We start from the raw sequence: 18,675 nt of genomic DNA, 5'->3' as shown, positions 1-18,675 counted from the left end.
GAAATGAAAAAGTTAAAAGTAAGTCTCCCCCAACAACCCTATCCCATATATTTAAAAAAAGGATTGTTAGAGGAGATTCCTAATAGATTCAAAGAAAAATATCCCAGCAAAAGATTAGCCCTTATTACCGATGAAAATGTAGAAAAATTATATGGTAGAAAATTAGAGGAAGAGCTGAAAAGTAATGGTTTTAAAACCCAACTAATTTCTATACCTCCAGGGGAACAGAGTAAATCCATAAGAACACTAGAGGAAATCTATGAAAAACTTTTGGACTTTCAGATCACCCGAGGAGATATCCTTCTCACCCTAGGAGGGGGAGTAGTGGGTGATGTGGGGGGTATGGCAGCTGCCACTTATTTAAGAGGAATTCCCCTTATACATATCCCAACTTCTTTGTTGGCCCAAATAGATAGTAGCATTGGAGGGAAAGTGGCCATAAATCTCCCCCGGGGAAAAAATCTCATTGGAAGCTTTTATCATCCCCAGGAGGTATATATAGACCCCCAATTACTGACCACCCTAGACAAAAGATACTTTCGCGATGGTCTAGCAGAGATCATTAAATATGGGTGTATAAAGGATAAGGAACTTTTTCACCAACTACTCGCCTTTCCTAATGAGGAACAACTCTTTCAAAATATAGAAGATATTATTTATACCTGTTGTAAGATCAAAAGTCATATCGTAGAAAAAGACGAAAAAGACGCAGAAGAGAGAATGCTCCTAAACTTTGGCCATACCCTAGGACATGCCATAGAAAAATACTTCCATTATGAAAAATTTACCCATGGAGAAGCAGTAGCTTTAGGAATGTATAATATTACCAAAAAAAGTGAAGAGCAATGTATTACGCAAAAAGGAACGGCAGAAGGGATTAAACAACTTCTAAAAAAATATCATCTTCCCCATAAGATGCCTAAAATAGATAGGGAAGATTTGATAAAAACCATAGGCTTGGACAAAAAAAACCGAGGACAATATATAAACATCGTTTTATTAGAGAAGCTAGGGAATGGGTTTATTCAGAAGTTTAGTCCAGAGGAAATAGAAAGGATGGTTTTCATTGAAAAAGATTAAAATTCTACCAAAAGCTTTGGCGGGAACCATCGCTATTCCCCCCTCTAAAAGTCTGAGCCATAGGGCCTTGATCTGTGCCGGTCTAAGCCAGGGAAAAAGCATTCTAGGAAATATCCTACCTTCCCAAGACATCCTAGCCACCTGTAAGGCATTGGAGTCCTTAGGTGTAAAAATAGACTGGGAAAAAGAGCAAAATAACAAGGATATACAACCCATCACAGTGAAGGGACAATCCTATCCTAGGGCAATACATAAGGAAATTAATTGCAGGGAGTCTGGCTCAACCCTGCGCTTTCTTATTCCTCTAGCCGCCCTAACAGGGGAAAAAATAAGATTTATTGGACAAGGGAAACTAGGGCAAAGGCCCTTAGAGCCCTATTATGAAATATTTCAACAACAAAATATTCAATATCGTACAACCCAAGGAGGATTGCCCCTCACAATACAAGGAACACTTCAGCCAGGAATATACTCCCTAAGGGGGGATATTAGCTCCCAATTTATCACCGGTTTATTATTTGCCCTACCCCTCTTAGATGGGGATTCTACCATCATCCTTACTACTCCCTTAGAATCCAAAGGATATATAGACTTAACCCTAGACACTTTAGAAAAATTCTCTCTAGATATAGAAAATCAGAACCATCAAAAGTTTATCATAAAGGGTAATCAACAATATAAAGCCAAAGATTACTCCATAGAAGGAGATTTTTCTCAAGGAGCTTTTTGGTTGGTGGCAGGGACTTTAGGAGGGGAGATACAAAGCACCCACTTAAATCCCCAATCTTTACAGGGGGACAGAGTGATTGTGAATATTCTTAAGCAGATGGGAGGGGATATTTCCCAAAGGGCTCAGACTATTTTAGCAAAGCCTTCCTTGACCAAGGGCATAACCATAGATGCCGCCCACTGTCCCGATCTCGTCCCTATTCTTGCGGTATTGGCTTCCCTAAGCCAGGGCAACACTAGAATAATCAATGCCCAAAGACTACGGATAAAAGAATCTGATCGACTAAAGGCCATTTCTACCGAACTAAATAAATTGGGGGCACAAGTAGAGGAGCTACCTGATGGATTGATTATTCAGGGAAGAGAGAATCTACAGGGGGGAGAAGTAGATAGCTGGAATGATCATCGAATCGCCATGGCCTTAGCCATAGCCTCCATAAAGTGCAAAGAACCGGTGATCATGACCAATAGTGAAGCTGTAACCAAATCCTACCCCTATTTTTGGAGGGACTTTGAAAAACTAGGAGGAGAAATTCATGAGTGCAACATGGGGTAATTACTTAAAATTGACTATATTTGGAGAATCCCATGGTAAAGCCATAGGGATTGTCTTAGAGGGTGTACCACCAGGCATTACCTTGGATAAGGATTTTATCCATAGGCAGCTCCAAAGAAGAGCCCCGGGCCAAAACAAATTGTCCACCCAAAGACAGGAAAAAGATCAATTTGAAATACTCAGCGGTTATTTTAAGGATAAAACCACCGGCACTCCTATGACCTTTGTCATAGCCAATCAGGATCAATACTCCAGGGATTATACAAAACAAAAAAATATCCCCCGACCTGGCCATGGAGACTATCCTGGATATGTAAAATACCATGGCTTTAACGACTATAGAGGAGGGGGACATTTTTCTGGTCGCCTCACAGCCCCCTTGGTTCTAGCAGGAGCCATTGCTCAACAACTGCTTAAGATAAGAGATATTCATATAGGTAGTCATATCAAAAGCATTTATAATATACAAGATGAACAATTTAATAAAATCCATATTCAATCAGAACAGCTAGAAAGCTTAAAGGATAAAGACTTTCCTATATTAAAGAATGCCCAGGAACAAAAAATGAAAGAGGCTATCCTAGAGGCAAAAAATGATCTGGATTCGGTAGGGGGGGTAATAGAGACCGCGATGATCAATATCCCAGCTGGTCTGGGCTCGCCCTTCTTTGACTCAGTGGAAAGCCGATTGGCCCATATGCTATTTTCCATACCCGCAGTAAAGGGAGTGGAGTTTGGCAGTGGGTTTGATCTCTCCACAATGAAGGGCTCCCAAGGTAAGGATGAATATAGGGTAGAAGAAGGACAAATAAAAACTCTAGCTAATCATAATGGAGGAATCCTAGGGGGCATCACCACCGGTATGCCCATTATCTTCAACACCGCCTTCAAGCCCACCCCCTCCATAGGTCAAAGGCAAAGGACTATTGATATAGAAAAAATGGAAAACATAGATCTAGAAATTATCGGTCGCCATGACCCCTGTATTCTGCCTAGGGCCGTTCCTGTAGTAGAAGCAGTAGGTGCATTGGGACTTCTAGATCTTATCATAGAAAGGGAGGGGAGATCATGGATGAGTTAGAGCAATTAAGGGCTGAAATAGATGAAATAGATAGGAAAATGACCATACTCTTTGAGGAACGAATGAAAATCGTGGATAAAGTGGGCCAATATAAACAAAAAAACAACCTTCCCATTTTAAACACCCATAGAGAGGAAATGGTGCTAGCAAAAAATAGCACCTATCTACAAGATAAGAGTCTACAGGAACCCTTAAAGAAATTTTTTATCTCTTTGATGAAGATCAGCAAAGAGAAACAAAATTTTTCATAGGTTTTGAAGAGAGATTTTTCAAAAGAGAGGAGAACCCCCATGAAGCAGCTTTACGGATTAATGGGAGAAAAACTAAGCCATAGCCTTTCCCCTGCTATTCATGCCGAAATATTTCAAAAACTAAATATCTCTGCCCATTACCATCTCTTTGAAATTGAAAAGTCCAATCTAAGGGATGCTATTTTAGGCTTAGAGGCCCTGGGAATAAAGGGTGTCAATGTCACCATTCCCTATAAAGTAGAAATAATGAAATACCTTGATGAGCTCTCATCGGAAGCCAGAAAAATAGGGGCAGTAAATACCTTACATATAGAAAAGGACAAGATCATGGGCTACAACACCGATTATCATGGATTTGGAATGATGCTTAGCCACTATGGAGTAGAGGTGAAAAATAAAAAGACGGTAATTTTAGGTTCAGGAGGAGTGTCCAAAGCAGTCATACAATATCTTAAGGATGAGGATGTAGGCGGAATAACCCTTGTCAGCAGAGATAAAAATAAAGCAAGGGCAACCTATAATGACCTGGAAATTGTGGACTATAGAGAACTACCCTTCCTAGAACAAAAAGACATCCTCATCAACTGTACGCCCTTAGGAATGTACCCTTATATCCAGGAATGCCCGGTAAGGAAAAGGGTGCTTTCAAATTTTTCCTGGATCATAGATTTGATCTATAATCCCCCAGAAACCCTACTTCTAAAACAGGCAAGGGAAATTGGGATACAGGGAATAAATGGATCCACCATGCTAGTGGGCCAAGCTATAAAAGCCCAAGAAATATGGAATAATACCCTCTTTTCTGAAGAGTTCATGGAAGCTATTCATAAAAAAATTTTTAAGAAATAAGAAAAAATATTGTGTAAGAAAAAAAATAGCTGTATAGTATTATAAGTAAAGAAAAAATAAAATCTATATAAAAGAGATAAGAACAAAATAGTAAAATAAAGATGGATCTTAAATAAAATATTCCATAAACCATAGGTGTACTTTCCTTTTTCAAGTAAGACCCTTATATTTTATTTAAGGTACTTTGTAACTAAACTATAATAGAGGAGAAAACCCTATGAAAGAATTACTTTATGTCATTCCCCCCCATGAACACGATGTACTTACCTTAACAAAAATATTAGAAGAACACCCACAAATAAAATTCGTATCCCTAATGGGTATAGACATGGGAGGAAATACCACAGCAGAAAAAATACCCATGCATTTATTCATAGAAGACATGGAAGACTTTCTGACCTACGGTATCCAAACCGATGGATCCAGTGTTGTGCTCCAGGAAATTGCCACATTAAATAATGCTCGACTAGATATTATCCCTGATATCCACGTCAATTGGATTGTGGATTACAACTATGATTTTATAGAGAAAGAAGACTGTCTGCCCGTAGGGACCCTCATCATTCCATCCTTCCTAGTACATGAACATAAAAAAGTAGACTCTAGAGCCATTCTAGAAAGAGCAGCCCAATATTTTAAAGAATCCACTCTAGAATTATTAACCCAATATCCTCATCTATTAAAAAACCTAGGACTAGCAGATATAGAAGATATAGAGGACATCACCCTTACCGCCGCTACAGAATTAGAGTTTTGGGTCAAGACCCCTGAAGATAAGGCAGACATAGAAAAGCTTACCACCTCCCAAACCCTAAAGGAACAATATTGGAAACGCACCCAAGGTACAGTCCGTACTGCCCTAGAAAAAACCATGATAGAGATTGAGAAATATGGCTTCCAACCCGAAATGGGGCACAAGGAAGTGGGAGGAGTAAGAAGTCAAATAGGCGTAGATGGAAAGTCCAATCATGTTCTAGAGCAATTGGAAATTGATTGGAAATACAGCACTGCTCTACAGGCGGCCGATAATGAAATATTTGTTAGACAAATTGTAGAGGACCAATTTCAACACCATGGATTAGAAGTAACCTTTAGGGCGAAGCCCATAGAAGGAGTAGCGGGCAGCGGAGAACACACCCATGTGGGTATCGCCCTGAAATTGAAAAGCGGCAGGATAATAAACCTCTTTGCTCCAAAGGAGTTAAAGGAAGATTATTTAAGCACCCTAGGCTATGGTGCCCTAATGGGGATACTGAGAAACTATGAAATTGTAAACCCCTTTATTAATTCTAGTATAGATGCCTTTAATCGACTAAAGCCAGGTTTTGAAGCTCCTGTATGTATTGTTACTTCCCTAGGTCATACTGTGGAGAATCCTTCCAGAAACCGCTCGGTATTGGTAGGCTTGGTAAGGGATATGCAAAACCCCTTAGCCACACGCTTTGAAGTTAGATCCCCCAACCCCCTATCCAATACATTTTTGGTCATTGCTGCCCTTTACCAAGCTATGCTGGATGGAATGATGGCCGTGGCCCAGAGCGGGAAAGAGGGTAAGGAGTTAGAAAGGGAAATTTCTAAAAAAGCAGGACAGGAAGGATTTTATCTAGAAAAAAATAGAGCCTATCGTAGTGAAGAAAATGTATTTGAATACTATAGCCAGCAGGAAAGAAATGCTATCTTTGGTACCCCACCGGCAACTCCTTGGGAAAATATAAGCTATTTTGATCAACATAAGGATCGGGTAGGAATTCTATTAAGGGGAGAAGTGATGACTCCAAATACCATAAATTCGGTTAAAGCCAGTACCATAGATATTTGGAAAAAAGAGCTTCTCAATCGTGTATTAATAGAGAACATCCACCTTATTAGAGAATGCAAAAAACTCCATAAAGAAGATACCGCAACAGATTTAGACGAAGTCCTCTGGAGAAAAATAAATGCTCTTCGCCATGAGCTCATGAAAAATTCCCTAGAAAAAACCTCCCTCCTAGGGCGAATTAGAGAAGCCCTTATGGAGGAAGATTATGAAATCGCCTCGGAATTACAAATAGAAATGAGTAAAAAGATTCAAGAACTAAGACAAGGATATATTCGATATAAGAGAAACTTAATAGACCTATAAAATAATAATCCCTAGAAAATATTTTCTAGGGATTATTATTTTATAGAGAGAAAGATGGAAATAATCAAAAAATAAGGTAAAATAGTGAATAATAAAGAAATCAATTAAGGGTAGTATTAATAGAAAGAATGTACAGAAGACAAATTTTAAAAAATGATTTTGGAGAGGTAGGTACAAAAGATGAAGAAACAAAATATTGTAGGCATTCTACTTATCCTCTGCATACTAGCAGTGATTATATATTTTATTCTCTCCCCCTCAGCCTTTTATTCCCTTAAGGAAATATTACTAAATGTAGATGAATTAAAGGAATATATACAGAATTTTGGTATTTGGGGCCCTATTATGATTATTTTCATACAGATTATACAGGTCATTATCGCCCCTATCCCTGGAAGTATAACTGCTTTAGCAGCAGGGGCAGTATATGGAGTGATCAAAGGTTTTTTATTGAATGCTTTGGGGATTATTTTAGGATCGGTTATTGCCTTTTATCTGGCAAGATTATTTGGAAAACCCTTGGTTATCAGGCTAATAGGAGAAAAATCCTATAATAAATATATCAATATGGTCTCCGAAAGATATACGGTGGGATTATTAATTCTGTTCTTTTTACCTTTTTTTCCCGATGATGCCCTATGTCTTTTAGCTGGAATTTCTCCCATGCCCATAGCTGTTTTTTTGTTCCTCGTTGTTATCGGACGATTGCCAGGCATGTTTGTCTCTACCTTAGTGGGTAGTGGAGCCCTTACCCTGTCCTTGCCTATTTGGATTGCCGTAGGAATGCTATCCATAATGACCATTTATTTGTCCATGAAATATAATGAAAAAATTGAACACTTTGTCTATAGAAATGTAGAAAGGCAAAAGGCAAGAATAGAGAAGAGAAGAAAAACAATTCATAGAAAAATGGAAAAAAGAACAAGAAAAAGGAGGAAATAATCAAAATATTCCCTCCTTTTCTTATTGTAAAAAATATCTATTTACAGGATAATAAGAATGAAAGTAAATGAAGAAAGTATATATAAATATAGATGGGGAAGCAACTCGGTTTCTGAATAAAAAATACCAAGAGACTATTTTGGCATAAAATTTTGTTGTCGATTATCTGTTTCCTCTAAAATCGGCTGTGGCTCTTATCATAAGAAAGAATAGGACGTGACACTATGAAAATTGGTATCCCAAGATCCCTGCTCTACTATTATTATTACCCCTTGTGGAAAAACTTTTTTGAGGAATTAGGTGTGGACGTAGTTACTTCGCCCCCTACCACCAAAAAAATTTTAGATCTAGGGGTACGCAATATGGTGAGCGATATCTGTGTACCCATTAAAATATTTATGGGGCATTTTTATTATCTAATGGAAAAAGAGCTTGATTATATCTATGTACCTAGAATGGTATCTATAGAAAAAAGGAAATTCTTTTGTCCAAAATTTATGGGATTACCTGATTTGGTGAGGCATACCATAGAGAATCCCAAAAAAGTTTTAAGGCCTTCCATAGTGGCCAAGGATGACAACATTGCCCTACTAGAAAACTTTCTGCCCTTAGCAGAGCCCTTGGGGAAAACCAAGGGAGAAATCAAAAAGGCATTAAAAAAGGCAGAAACAGCCTGGCTCCACTTTAGGCAATTATCCAAGGAAGGTTACTTTCATCAAGACGCTATGAATATAGCCCTGGGGAAAGTACAAAAAGAAAATTTACCCATATATCAGGGTGGAGAGATTACCATAGGCCTAATTGGCTATGTATATAATATCTATGATGACTACATATCCATGAACATCATGGAAAAACTCCAACAATTAAATATAAAAGTGATTACCTTTGATATGCTACCAGAAAATGAAATAGAAAGACCCATAAAGCAAATGGATAAGGCACTATTTTGGACCTTTTCTAATAAACTATTGGGCGCAGGAAAGCATTTATTTAGAAAAAATCAGGTGGATGGAATCATCCATGTCACTGCCTTTGGATGTGGGCCTGATTCCATGATTGGGAAAATGTTTGAACTAGAGTCCCAAGATACCCAGATCCCCTTTATGACCCTTCGTATTGATGAACATACAGGAGAAAACCACCTGCAGACTCGAGTAGAGGCCTTTACGGATATGATAAAAAGAAAAAAAGTTTAGCAGAGAAGGAGTGTGTGACATGAAAATATCCTTTCCCTATATGGGCGTTCCCTTTGTATATAAAAAAGTGTTGGAATTATTGGGACATGACGTCATTATGCCCCCTAGACCTTCCCAAAGAACGATAGATCTCGGGGTAAAATATAGTCCAGAATTTGCTTGTTTTCCCCTAAAGGTGATTATGGGCTCCTATATTGAAGCCATAAAGATGGGGGCAGATACCATCGTCACCAGTGGAGGACATGGCCCTTGTCGGGCAGGCTTTTATGGAGAAAACCATCAACAAACGCTAAAACAGTTGGGCTATGATGTGGACTTCATTGTTTTCGATGGTTGGCGGGATAATATTAAACGCAATATACAAAATGTACGCAAGATTAAGGGTAAAAATTCTATATTTAAGGTATATAAAATCGTCAGGCTTGTCTATCAAATGCTCCAGGTGGTAGATAGCCTAGAGATGCGCATTCAAACCCTAAGGGCCTATGAGAAGGCAAAGGGCACCTGTAATAAAATATGGGATGCCATTCAGAGAAAACTAGATGAAGTAGAAACCAAGGAACAATTAGAAGAATTTAAAAAATATTTTTATGATCAATTAGATAGGGTAGAACTACAAGAAGTAGCTCCCCAGGAAAAAATCCGTATAGGGATAGTGGGGGAAATCTATGTGGTCATGGAACCTTCCATTAATATGCAAATAGAAAAGGTACTAGGAGATATGGGAGTAGAAGTGAGAAGATCCCAATATCTTTCCCAGTGGGTAGAACACAATATGATTCCCTTTAAAAAAACCCATGAAGATGAAATTCTAAAAAAAGGTGAACCTTGGATTGAAATCTCTATAGGGGGCCATGCAAAACAGACCATGGGTCATATTGTGGATTATAAGCAGCAAGGTTTTGATGGAATTATTCATTTAATGCCCTTTGCTTGTTTGCCAGAACTCATTTCCCAGGGCATTATGCCTAAGATATCAGAGGAGCTGGATATCCCAGTACTCACCATTCCCTTAGATGAACAAACAGGACTGGCCAACAATCTTACCCGTATAGAAGCCTTTGTAGATTTATTAAAAAACAAAAAGAATAATCAACATAAAACTGCTGTTATAGCATAAGGGGGAAATAAACTATGGGAAAAATTTTTATTGGCATTGATGTAGGTTCTGTCAGTACCAATGTTGTTGCCATAGATCTATCAGGAAATTTAATTTTTGAAAATTACCAAAGAACCAATGGGCAACCTATAGCCTCAGTAAAAAGAGGATTAGGAGAATTAAAAAAAGAATATGAGAATGTGGAAGTATTGGGGGTGGGAGCCACAGGCAGTGGAAGGCAACTGGCAGGAGTTATGGTAGGGGCAGATATTGTAAAAAATGAGATCACTGCCCATGCCGTTGCATCCATCCAAGAGGTACCAGGAGTACGAACTATCTTTGAAATCGGGGGACAGGACTCAAAGATTATTATCCTACAGGATGAAATGGTTGTGGATTTTGCCATGAACACCGTATGTGCCGCAGGAACGGGATCCTTTTTGGATCATCAATCTGAAAGATTGGGCATTCCCATTGAAGAATTTGGGGACATGGCCCTTACCGCTCAAAAAGATGTCCGTATTGCAGGGCGATGTACAGTATTTGCCGAATCTGACATGATTGCCAAACAACAATTTGGTTTTTCCAAGGCGGAGATTATCAATGGACTGTGCCAAGCCCTGGTGAGAAACTATATCAATAACCTAGGTAGGGGGAAAAAACTAGAACCGCCCTTTGCTTTCCAGGGAGGTGTAGCTGCCAATAAGGGGATAGTGGCTGCCTTTAAAAGAGAGGTAGGCCCAGATATTACCGTGCCTGAGCATCATAAGGTCATGGGTGCCCTAGGAGCGGCCCTTCTTTCTAAGGAATACATCACCCAAAGTAAGCAAAAAACTACCTTTAGAGGATTTGAATCCCTAGATATGGAATTCACTCCTTCCAGCTTTGATTGTACCGGTTGTTCCAACCAATGTGAAGTCATCAAAGTGGAAGCCGACGGACAAGTGATTGCCATGTGGGGCGATCGTTGTGGGAAATGGACCAATAGCCTTTAGAGAAATTTTGAGCTTTAACTTTTCCCTATCTCAGTTTCTATATACTCTATATTTTTCCTCTCTTTTGCATTTGACAGCACATGTAGAAAAGTATAAAATATTGGAGTTAAAGTTACAATAAAGGATATTGTAGAAATAAGATATTATTTCACGATTTATCATAGGATAAACAAATAAATGGAGGGGACAAAGTGGGTACAAAATATATTTTTGTTACGGGTGGAGTTGTTTCTTCCTTGGGAAAAGGAATTACAGCTGCCTCCCTGGGAAGATTGTTAAAAGCAAGAGGATTAAAGGTATCTATTCAAAAGTTTGATCCATACTTAAACTATGATCCGGGTACCATGAGCCCATATCAGCATGGAGAGGTATTTGTTACTGAAGATGGTGCTGAGACTGACTTAGATTTAGGGCATTATGAACGTTTTATTGATGAGAATTTAACCAAATACAATAATGTTACCACAGGGAAAATCTACTGGTCTGTGATTTCTAAGGAAAGAAAGGGCGAATACCTGGGAGGGACAGTACAGGTTATCCCTCATATTACCAATGAAATTAAAAACAGAGTGCATATTGTAGCCCAGGACAGTAATCCTGATGTAGTGATTACTGAAATAGGGGGCACCATTGGAGATATCGAAAGCTTACCTTTTTTAGAAGCCATAAGACAAATTAAATATGATGTAGGACAGGAAAATGTTTTATATATTCATGTATCCTATATTCCTTACTTAGAAAAGGCGGGAGAATTAAAGACCAAACCCACCCAACATAGTGTAAAGGAATTAAGAAGTATAGGGATTCAGCCTGACATCATTGTATGCCGTTCCGAAAAGGAATTATCTGAAGAAGTAAAAGAGAAGATAGGACTATTTTGTAATGTGCAACCTAGAGCAGTTATACAAAACTTAGATGCTGGTCATTTGTATGAAGTCCCCTTGCTTTTAGAAAAAGAGGGACTAGCCAATCTAACCTGTGAAAAATTAGGCCTAGGCTGCCAAAAGCCCGACCTATCTGAATGGGGAGACATGGTAGACCGCGCCAAACATTTAGAAAATAAAACAACCATTGCCTTAGTGGGGAAATATGTAGAATTAAAGGATGCCTATATTTCAGTGGTGGAATCCCTAAACCATGGAGGTATTGCCAACAATACTATAGTGGACATTAAATGGGTCCATGCAGAAGAACTCAATGAAGACAATGTTGATGAACAATTAAAGGATGTAGATGGTATTTTAGTGCCTGGTGGCTTTGGACAACGGGGAATAGAGGGAAAAATCTCTGCCGTTAAATATGCTCGGGAAAACAAGGTGCCTTATCTAGGCATTTGTCTAGGATTACAAGCAGCCGTCATTGAATTTGCAAGAAATGTGGGCAACCTAAAAAATGCCCACAGTAGTGAACTAGATCCAGAAACACCCTATTCTGTAATAGATATTATGCCCGAACAAAGGGATATTGACGAAAAAGGTGGCACCATGAGATTAGGCGCCTATCCTTGTAAATTAACAGAGGATACAAAGGCCTATGATGCTTATCAAGATGAAGTGATTTATGAAAGACATAGACACCGATATGAAGTAAGCAACCACTATAGAGACATTTTAAAAGAAAAGGGATTAATCATCAGCGGATTATCGCCCAATGAAAGATTAGTGGAAATTATTGAATTGCCAGATCATCCATGGTTTGTAGCCAGTCAATTCCATCCCGAATTCAAGTCTAGACCCAATAGACCCCATCCATTATTTAGGGATTTTGTAAAGGCAACGTTAAATCACAAGAATAAATAGGGGGCTGTCCCAGGGGCATATAAATATATGTTCTTGGGCGGCCTCTTTTTCATGCTAAAATATCATTTATCCACAGGTTCAATCTTTTTATGACGGTATAAACCCCTTTATTTTATCTAAATTGTCTAAATTATTAGCAAATTTTTGGAAAATTGTGGGTAAAATAGGGAACTGTGTGGAAAACTCCACATAAAACTGTGGATAATGTGGATAAAACTGTGAATAGATAGTATGTTCGACAACTTTTTGTATATCTTGTGGGTAGATTAGAGATAAACCACAAGAATTAACCACAGGGTTTGTGGAGTATAATTTTGTGGATAATGTTGATAATCTTAAAGACAAAAAAACGAAAAATTTTCAAAAAATATGCAATGGATTTCATAAAAAATAATAAAGAAACTTAAATAATAACAAAGGATTTTCATTATTTATCTAGAACATATTATATTAGTTGAGGTGATTAAAAGGAGGTGTTTTCGGGTTGGAAACACAATTTACAATAGCCCATAGGTGTGATGAGTGTGGAAAAATAGAATTCTATCATCTTTCGCTCTTTCAACTATCTGGGAAAAAGCCCCTGCAGCTAAATTGTTCCTGTGGGCATAAGGGAATAAATATAACCACAAGAAATTATAAAACCTATTGGATTAGTATCCCCTGTGCAGTGTGTACAACACAACATATTTACCAGATTTCCTTAAGAGAAATTCTAAAGGGAGAGCCGGTGATTTTATCTTGCCATGATTATGACCTAGAGTTGTGCTTTTTAGGAGAAAAAAACAGGGTAGAGAAAATCGTGGATGAATATGAGCAAGATTTAGAGGATATTATAGATGATCTAGGTTATGATGATTACTTTGAGAATGGTGAAATCATGATGGAGTGCTTAAACCTTTTACATGATTTGGCAGAAGAACAAGGATTGACCTGTGAATGCGGCATGTCAGATGTAGATGTCAACCTTTTACCGGATAAAATAGAACTAAAATGTAATAACTGTCGAAACACATACATGGTATCCGCCAATACTCGAAAAGATGTGGAAGATTTGAAAAATAGGGAAAGCATATATATAGGGAAAAACCCGTTTTCTCGATGGGAAAGCTACCCTATGGATCCTAACTAAATATATCGCGAGGATAGAAGGGAGGGGAAAACCCCTGCCTTCTATTTTTTTTGAGCTTTCTTTCCTCCCATTTGACGAAACCTAAGGCAAGTGGTATATTTAGAAAGAACATTGTCAACATTCCTACATCATTAAACTTTTCTCTATATTCCTTTTAAAAAAATCCAATTTGGTAAATAATAGTAAATAATATAAGAAAACTCTATATAGACACAGATACATATACTCCCTAGCCTTTCAATTGTGCTAGGAAAATTTCATATTATGAATAGTCTTTTTCCTAATGACTTAAATTGTTTAAAACTTTTTAGCGTAAAAACACGGAGGTGGAAATTTGGAATCAATAGATTTAACAAAAAAAACTGTGGCAGAGCTGCGGGAAATAGCCAAGGCATTGGAAATTAAATCGGTTACCAAATATAAAAAGGATGAATTAATCCATTTGATTGAAGATCATAAGAAAGCAAAAAGCTCGTCCCCAGAGGATAGCTCATTAAAGGATGAGACCAAGGCTAAAAGTATAGATGAAAATCCCAAAGAAGAGAAAGAGAAAGAACAACATCGTCATCAAAATTCCCGACCTAAATATCCAAAACTAAAGGATTCTATTGAGGATGCAGTGACCCGAGTAGGTGTTTTAGAAATTTTACCTGATGGTTACGGCTTTTTAAGAGTAAGCAATTATCTTTCAGGAGATAAGGATATTTATGTTTCTCCCTCTCAAATCAGAAGATTTAATCTAAGAACAGGGGACAAAATCATAGGAAAAATCAGAACCCCAAAGGATGGGGAGAAGTACAACGCTTTATTATTTGTAGAGGCTGTAAATGATGACCGTCCCGAATCTGTGGTACGAAGACCTTCCTTTGACGATCTTACCCCCATCTTTCCCAATGAAAGAATTAAATTAGAATATAACCCCAACGATCTTTCCACAAGATTGGTAGATTTTATTGCTCCTATCGGCAAGGGACAAAGAGGAATGATTGTCGCCCCTCCTAAAGCAGGAAAAACCATTTTATTAAAAAAAGTTGCCAATAGCATTGCCAAAAACCATCCAGATATAGAACTCATAGTCCTTTTAATTGACGAACGTCCTGAAGAAGTCACGGATATGCAGAGGTCTATCAAGGGAGATGTTATTTATTCTACCTTTGATGAATTGCCAGAAAATCATATTAAGGTTTCTGACATGGTATTGGAGAGGGCCAAAAGACTGGTAGAACAAGGAAAAGATGTGGTCATCCTTTTAGACAGCATCACTAGACTGGCTAGAGCAAACAATATGGTGGTCCCCCCATCGGGAAGAACCCTATCAGGTGGACTTGATCCAGGAGCCCTCCATAGACCCAAAAGATTTTTTGGAGCCGCCCGAAACATAGAAGAGGGAGGCAGTCTGACCATCTTAGCCACTGCCCTAATTGACACCGGCAGTAGAATGGACGATGTCATCTTTGAAGAATTTAAAGGGACAGGCAATATGGAACTACACCTAGATAGAAAACTATCCGAACGGAGAATATTCCCCGCCATTGAAATCAATAGATCAGGTACCCGTAGGGAGGATCTTCTTCTTGATCAGACCCAATTGGGCGCTGTATGGGGCATACGAAATATCATGAACAATATGAACGTAGGAGAGGTAACAGAAGTCATTATCAAACATCTTTCCCGCAGCAAAACCAACGAAGAGTTTTTAAGTAATATGGAAAATGTTTTAAAGGATTTTAAATATTAGTAAGATGGATATATAGTAGAAGACAATTTCTTTGTATTTTGACTAAGGGGTGTAGGTGTTTATTAGATTATAGATATATATTGATAGCGGATAAACTAGCTGTATTCGTTGATGGAGATTTGCTTTGTGAAGGGGCTTAGAGAATGTTTGCGAACCGAAAGATTAGTCATGTCAACTGTTTGAGCAAAGCGAGTTTTGACGTGACCTGTAGGAAGCTTACAAACTCTTGGCCCCGAAACAGGAGTAAATCGGAATCAACGAATACAGCGATAGTAAGACCAAGAATCTAGTAAACAACCTTGCATAGAAAATGGAAATAATGTTATAGTAAAAATACCAATCAAAAAGTTGCCAAAGAAATAATATCTTGTTATAATAGAAAAAGTGTAAACATAGCAAATTCATTTAAATAATTGCAATGATATGATTCTGAGGTAAGGAAAGAGGTGAACTCGATGAAAGCAGGAATTCATCCAAATTATAACAAAGCTATAGTAAAATGTGCTTGTGGAAATACCTTTGAAACAGGCTCAGTAAAAGACGAATTAAAAGTAGAAATTTGTTCTGAATGCCATCCATTCTTTACTGGACGCCAAAAACTTGTAGATACAGGTGGACGTGTAGAAAGATTTAAGAGAAAATATGGTATGAAAGATAGCGAATAATCTAGCATTCTAAGCCGACCCTATGGTCGGCTTTCGTTTTTTTATTCCTAGGGTATCCTATAAGGGAAAGGAGCTTTGCCATGGGTATGACCATTGAACAATTATTAGCAAAAGCCACTAGATTACTCAAAGAACATGGGGTAGCCACTGCAAGGCTGGATGCAGAGGTTATATTAGCTCATTTATTAAATTGCCAGCGAATTGATTTTATTATCAAGCCAAGAGAGATTATTGAGGAATCTATAGAAAAACAATATCAACAAAAAATAAAGGAAAGAAGTCAGGGCAAACCTGTTCAATATATTATCGGTCAACAGGAATTTATGGGCCTAAATTTCCAAGTGACTCCTGCTGTACTCATCCCTCGACCGGATACAGAAATATTAGTGGAAAGGGCTATAGAAGAGGCCCAAAATATGCACAGACCCTTAAACATAGTAGATATAGGTACGGGAAGTGGAGCCGTCACCCTATCCTTGGCCCATTTTATTCAGGGGTGTCATGTCCATAGCGTAGACATCTCCAAGGAAGCATCTGAAATCGCCCAGGAAAATGCCAGAAACCTATGCTTAGAGGAAAAGGTTACCTTTTATATAGGGGATATCTTTAGCCCCCTGGGTCCAGAACTACAAAAGAGTGTGGATTTGCTTATCTCCAACCCACCCTATATCCCCAGGGAGGAAATAAACCATCTTCAACGGGAGGTAAGGTTGTTTGAACCCCATCTGGCTCTAGACGGAGGAGAGGATGGGTTGGATTTCTATAGAAGATTAATCCAAGAGGGGAAGAAATTTTTATCGTCCCAGGGGAAAATGATTTTTGAAGTAGGCCACGATCAAGCCGAGGACGTGGTACAGATAATGAAAGAGGAAGACTATTTTAAGAGAATAGAAATAAAGAAGGATTTAGCTGGGATAAAAAGAGTGGTGTTAGGAGAAGCCAAACATTTCCAACCCTAGACTATAAAATAAAATCATGTTATAATCTTTTGAGGCATAAAATGTATAATAACAACAAACCTTTGACACAGTAAAAACATGGACAATCATTGGGAATCATCAAAACATTGTTTTCATAAGGGAGAAGGGATTTTGGATATGTAGCCGTTTGACAAGTAAAGTCAAGGGAAAACACCATCAATAAAAATAAACATAAAATGAAGGGGAAGACCCTAAGGTAATAAGCAGGATAGATTAACGTAATTAATGGAGGGGGAAAGAAACCCAATGTTAGAAAAATTAGAATTTCTAGGGGAAAGATACCAAGAACTAAGTAAACAAATTAGTGACCCTGAAATCATAGCCGATCAAAATCAATGGAAAGAGCTAGTCAAAGAACATTCTCATCTAGAGCCCATTGTCAACAAATATAAAGAATATACACAAGTCATAGAAGGAATAGAAGAAGCCAAAGAGCTTCTAAAAGACAAACTAGAAAAAGACTTTAAAGAAATGGTAGAAACAGAACTACAAGAACTAGAAGAAAAAGAAACAATCATAGAGGAAGAGCTAAAAGTCCTTCTCATCCCTAAGGACCCCAACGATGAAAAGAATGTTATTGTAGAAATTCGAGGGGGAGCAGGAGGAAATGAAGCGGCTCTATTTGCAGGAGATTTGCTCAGAATGTATACCCGCTATGCAGAAAGACAGGGCTGGAAAGTAGAAACCATGAGCTCCAATATTCCCGATACCGGAGGAATAAAGGAAATTGTATTCCTAATAGAGGGTAAGGGTGCCTATAGTCGTCTGAAATATGAAAGTGGAGTGCATAGAGTACAAAGAATTCCTACTACAGAATCCGGAGGAAGAATCCATACCTCTACGGCTACAGTAGCTGTACTACCAGAGGCAGAGGATGTAGATGTGGAAATCAGTCAAAATGATTTACGGGTAGATGTATTCCGTTCCTCAGGCAATGGGGGACAAAGTGTTAACACCACTGACTCTGCAGTGCGTATTACCCATCTACCTACAGGACTCGTGGTTTCTTGCCAGGATGAAAAGTCCCAACTAAAAAACAAAGATAAAGCCATGAAAATCTTAAAAGCAAGAATACTAGAAATAGAGCAAGAAAAACAAAGTGAAGAAATCGCAGAATCTAGAAAGAGCCAAGTAGGCACAGGAGATAGAAGTGAAAGAATCCGTACCTATAACTTCCCCCAGGGAAGAATCACTGACCATCGTATTGGTCTTACCGTACACAAATTAGAGGCCTTCCTAGATGGAGAAATAGACGAAATGATAGATGCATTGACCACTACCGACCAAGCAGAAAAATTGAAAAAAACCCAATCCTAATCAAAAAACATCACTTTTTGTACCGACCCCCAAAAGTTAGACCAAAAATCTAACGATTGGAGGTCGGTATTTTTATGGCTGTATACAGTTATGAGTTTAAAAAGAAAGTTGTAGATGCATATTTACGTGGCGAAGGAGGTTATA

General features: G+C 38.3%; 16 protein-coding genes. All 16 read left to right on the top strand.

Going from position 1 to position 18,675, the window contains the following annotated elements:
• The first annotated feature begins 3 nt into the window (after positions 1–3).
• The 16 genes from aroB to prfA all read left to right on the top strand — a co-directional run bounded on the left by aroB (position 4) and on the right by prfA (position 18,531).
• Positions 4–1,080: a 3-dehydroquinate synthase gene (gene aroB / locus NSA47_RS10770; RefSeq protein WP_257531863.1), complete on the top strand. Its 1,077-nt coding sequence runs from the start codon at positions 4–6 to the stop codon at positions 1,078–1,080.
• Complete coding sequence (gene aroA, locus NSA47_RS10765; protein WP_257531860.1) at positions 1,067–2,365, top strand: 3-phosphoshikimate 1-carboxyvinyltransferase; 1,299 nt, start codon at positions 1,067–1,069, stop codon at positions 2,363–2,365. Before aroB ends, aroA begins: the two co-directional genes overlap by 14 nt.
• Positions 2,346–3,446, top strand: coding sequence for a chorismate synthase (gene aroC, locus NSA47_RS10760; RefSeq protein WP_257531858.1), 1,101 nt, complete (start codon positions 2,346–2,348; stop codon positions 3,444–3,446). The genes aroA and aroC overlap by 20 nt, the downstream gene beginning before the upstream one ends.
• Positions 3,434–3,697 carry a chorismate mutase gene (locus NSA47_RS10755; RefSeq protein ID WP_257531856.1) on the top strand — a complete coding sequence of 88 codons (264 nt, stop codon included), beginning with the start codon at positions 3,434–3,436 and terminating at the stop codon, positions 3,695–3,697. Before aroC ends, NSA47_RS10755 begins: the two co-directional genes overlap by 13 nt.
• 39 nt (positions 3,698–3,736) lie before the next feature.
• The gene (gene aroE, locus NSA47_RS10750) at positions 3,737–4,546 is read left to right on the top strand and encodes a shikimate dehydrogenase (RefSeq protein WP_257531854.1); all 810 of its coding nucleotides are present in this window, start codon (positions 3,737–3,739) and stop codon (positions 4,544–4,546) included.
• A 217-nt stretch (positions 4,547–4,763) separates the two neighbouring features.
• Positions 4,764–6,668, top strand: coding sequence for a type I glutamate--ammonia ligase (locus NSA47_RS10745; protein ID WP_257531852.1), 1,905 nt, complete (start codon positions 4,764–4,766; stop codon positions 6,666–6,668).
• Between the two features lie 180 nt (positions 6,669–6,848).
• The gene (locus NSA47_RS10740; protein ID WP_257531850.1) at positions 6,849–7,610 is read left to right on the top strand and encodes a TVP38/TMEM64 family protein; all 762 of its coding nucleotides are present in this window, start codon (positions 6,849–6,851) and stop codon (positions 7,608–7,610) included.
• Between the two features lie 224 nt (positions 7,611–7,834).
• Positions 7,835–8,809: an acyl-CoA dehydratase activase-related protein gene (locus NSA47_RS10735; RefSeq protein ID WP_257531848.1), complete on the top strand. Its 975-nt coding sequence runs from the start codon at positions 7,835–7,837 to the stop codon at positions 8,807–8,809.
• Positions 8,810–8,828: 19 nt separating this feature from the next.
• The gene (locus NSA47_RS10730) at positions 8,829–9,929 is read left to right on the top strand and encodes an acyl-CoA dehydratase activase-related protein (RefSeq protein ID WP_257531844.1); all 1,101 of its coding nucleotides are present in this window, start codon (positions 8,829–8,831) and stop codon (positions 9,927–9,929) included.
• 14 nt (positions 9,930–9,943) lie between these two features.
• Entirely contained in the window at positions 9,944–10,903 is a 960-nt protein-coding gene (locus NSA47_RS10725) for an acyl-CoA dehydratase activase (protein ID WP_257531842.1), read from the top strand.
• Positions 10,904–11,094: 191 nt separating this feature from the next.
• Positions 11,095–12,702: a CTP synthase gene (pyrG, locus tag NSA47_RS10720; RefSeq protein ID WP_257531840.1), complete on the top strand. Its 1,608-nt coding sequence runs from the start codon at positions 11,095–11,097 to the stop codon at positions 12,700–12,702.
• A 484-nt stretch (positions 12,703–13,186) separates the two neighbouring features.
• Positions 13,187–13,831 carry a hypothetical protein gene (locus NSA47_RS10715; protein ID WP_257531838.1) on the top strand — a complete coding sequence of 215 codons (645 nt, stop codon included), beginning with the start codon at positions 13,187–13,189 and terminating at the stop codon, positions 13,829–13,831.
• 334 nt (positions 13,832–14,165) lie between these two features.
• On the top strand, positions 14,166–15,569 hold the full coding sequence (gene rho, locus NSA47_RS10710; RefSeq protein ID WP_257531835.1) for a transcription termination factor Rho: 1,404 nt from the start codon (positions 14,166–14,168) through the stop codon (positions 15,567–15,569).
• Positions 15,570–16,024: 455 nt separating this feature from the next.
• Positions 16,025–16,234, top strand: coding sequence for a 50S ribosomal protein L31 (gene rpmE, locus NSA47_RS10705; protein WP_257531833.1), 210 nt, complete (start codon positions 16,025–16,027; stop codon positions 16,232–16,234).
• 80 nt (positions 16,235–16,314) lie between these two features.
• Positions 16,315–17,193 carry a peptide chain release factor N(5)-glutamine methyltransferase gene (gene prmC, locus NSA47_RS10700; RefSeq protein WP_257531831.1) on the top strand — a complete coding sequence of 293 codons (879 nt, stop codon included), beginning with the start codon at positions 16,315–16,317 and terminating at the stop codon, positions 17,191–17,193.
• Between the two features lie 267 nt (positions 17,194–17,460).
• The gene (gene prfA / locus NSA47_RS10695) at positions 17,461–18,531 is read left to right on the top strand and encodes a peptide chain release factor 1 (protein WP_257531828.1); all 1,071 of its coding nucleotides are present in this window, start codon (positions 17,461–17,463) and stop codon (positions 18,529–18,531) included.
• Positions 18,532–18,675: the final 144 nt, after the last annotated feature.

This window comes from Irregularibacter muris (assembly GCF_024622505.1).
Classification (GTDB): Bacteria; Bacillota; Clostridia; order Eubacteriales; family Garciellaceae; genus Irregularibacter; species Irregularibacter muris.
The sequence above is the reverse complement of the archived record's forward strand: the minus strand, read 5'-3'. Positions and strand labels throughout refer to the sequence as shown.

Bases quoted from the DNA above. Each gene is read 5' to 3' on its own strand.
- NSA47_RS10725 (WP_257531842.1), top strand. From the start codon at position 9,944: ATGGGAAAAATTTTTATTGGCATTGATGTAGGTTCTGTCAGTACCAAT.
- aroC (WP_257531858.1), top strand. From the start codon at position 2,346: ATGAGTGCAACATGGGGTAATTACTTAAAATTGACTATATTTGGAGAA.
- NSA47_RS10730 (WP_257531844.1), top strand. From the start codon at position 8,829: ATGAAAATATCCTTTCCCTATATGGGCGTTCCCTTTGTATATAAAAAA.
- NSA47_RS10755 (WP_257531856.1), top strand. From the start codon at position 3,434: ATGGATGAGTTAGAGCAATTAAGGGCTGAAATAGATGAAATAGATAGG.
- NSA47_RS10740 (WP_257531850.1), top strand. From the start codon at position 6,849: ATGAAGAAACAAAATATTGTAGGCATTCTACTTATCCTCTGCATACTA.
- NSA47_RS10745 (WP_257531852.1), top strand. From the start codon at position 4,764: ATGAAAGAATTACTTTATGTCATTCCCCCCCATGAACACGATGTACTT.
- prfA (WP_257531828.1), top strand. From the start codon at position 17,461: ATGTTAGAAAAATTAGAATTTCTAGGGGAAAGATACCAAGAACTAAGT.
- NSA47_RS10735 (WP_257531848.1), top strand. From the start codon at position 7,835: ATGAAAATTGGTATCCCAAGATCCCTGCTCTACTATTATTATTACCCC.
- prmC (WP_257531831.1), top strand. From the start codon at position 16,315: ATGGGTATGACCATTGAACAATTATTAGCAAAAGCCACTAGATTACTC.
- rpmE (WP_257531833.1), top strand. From the start codon at position 16,025: ATGAAAGCAGGAATTCATCCAAATTATAACAAAGCTATAGTAAAATGT.
- aroE (WP_257531854.1), top strand. From the start codon at position 3,737: ATGAAGCAGCTTTACGGATTAATGGGAGAAAAACTAAGCCATAGCCTT.
- aroB (WP_257531863.1), top strand. From the start codon at position 4: ATGAAAAAGTTAAAAGTAAGTCTCCCCCAACAACCCTATCCCATATAT.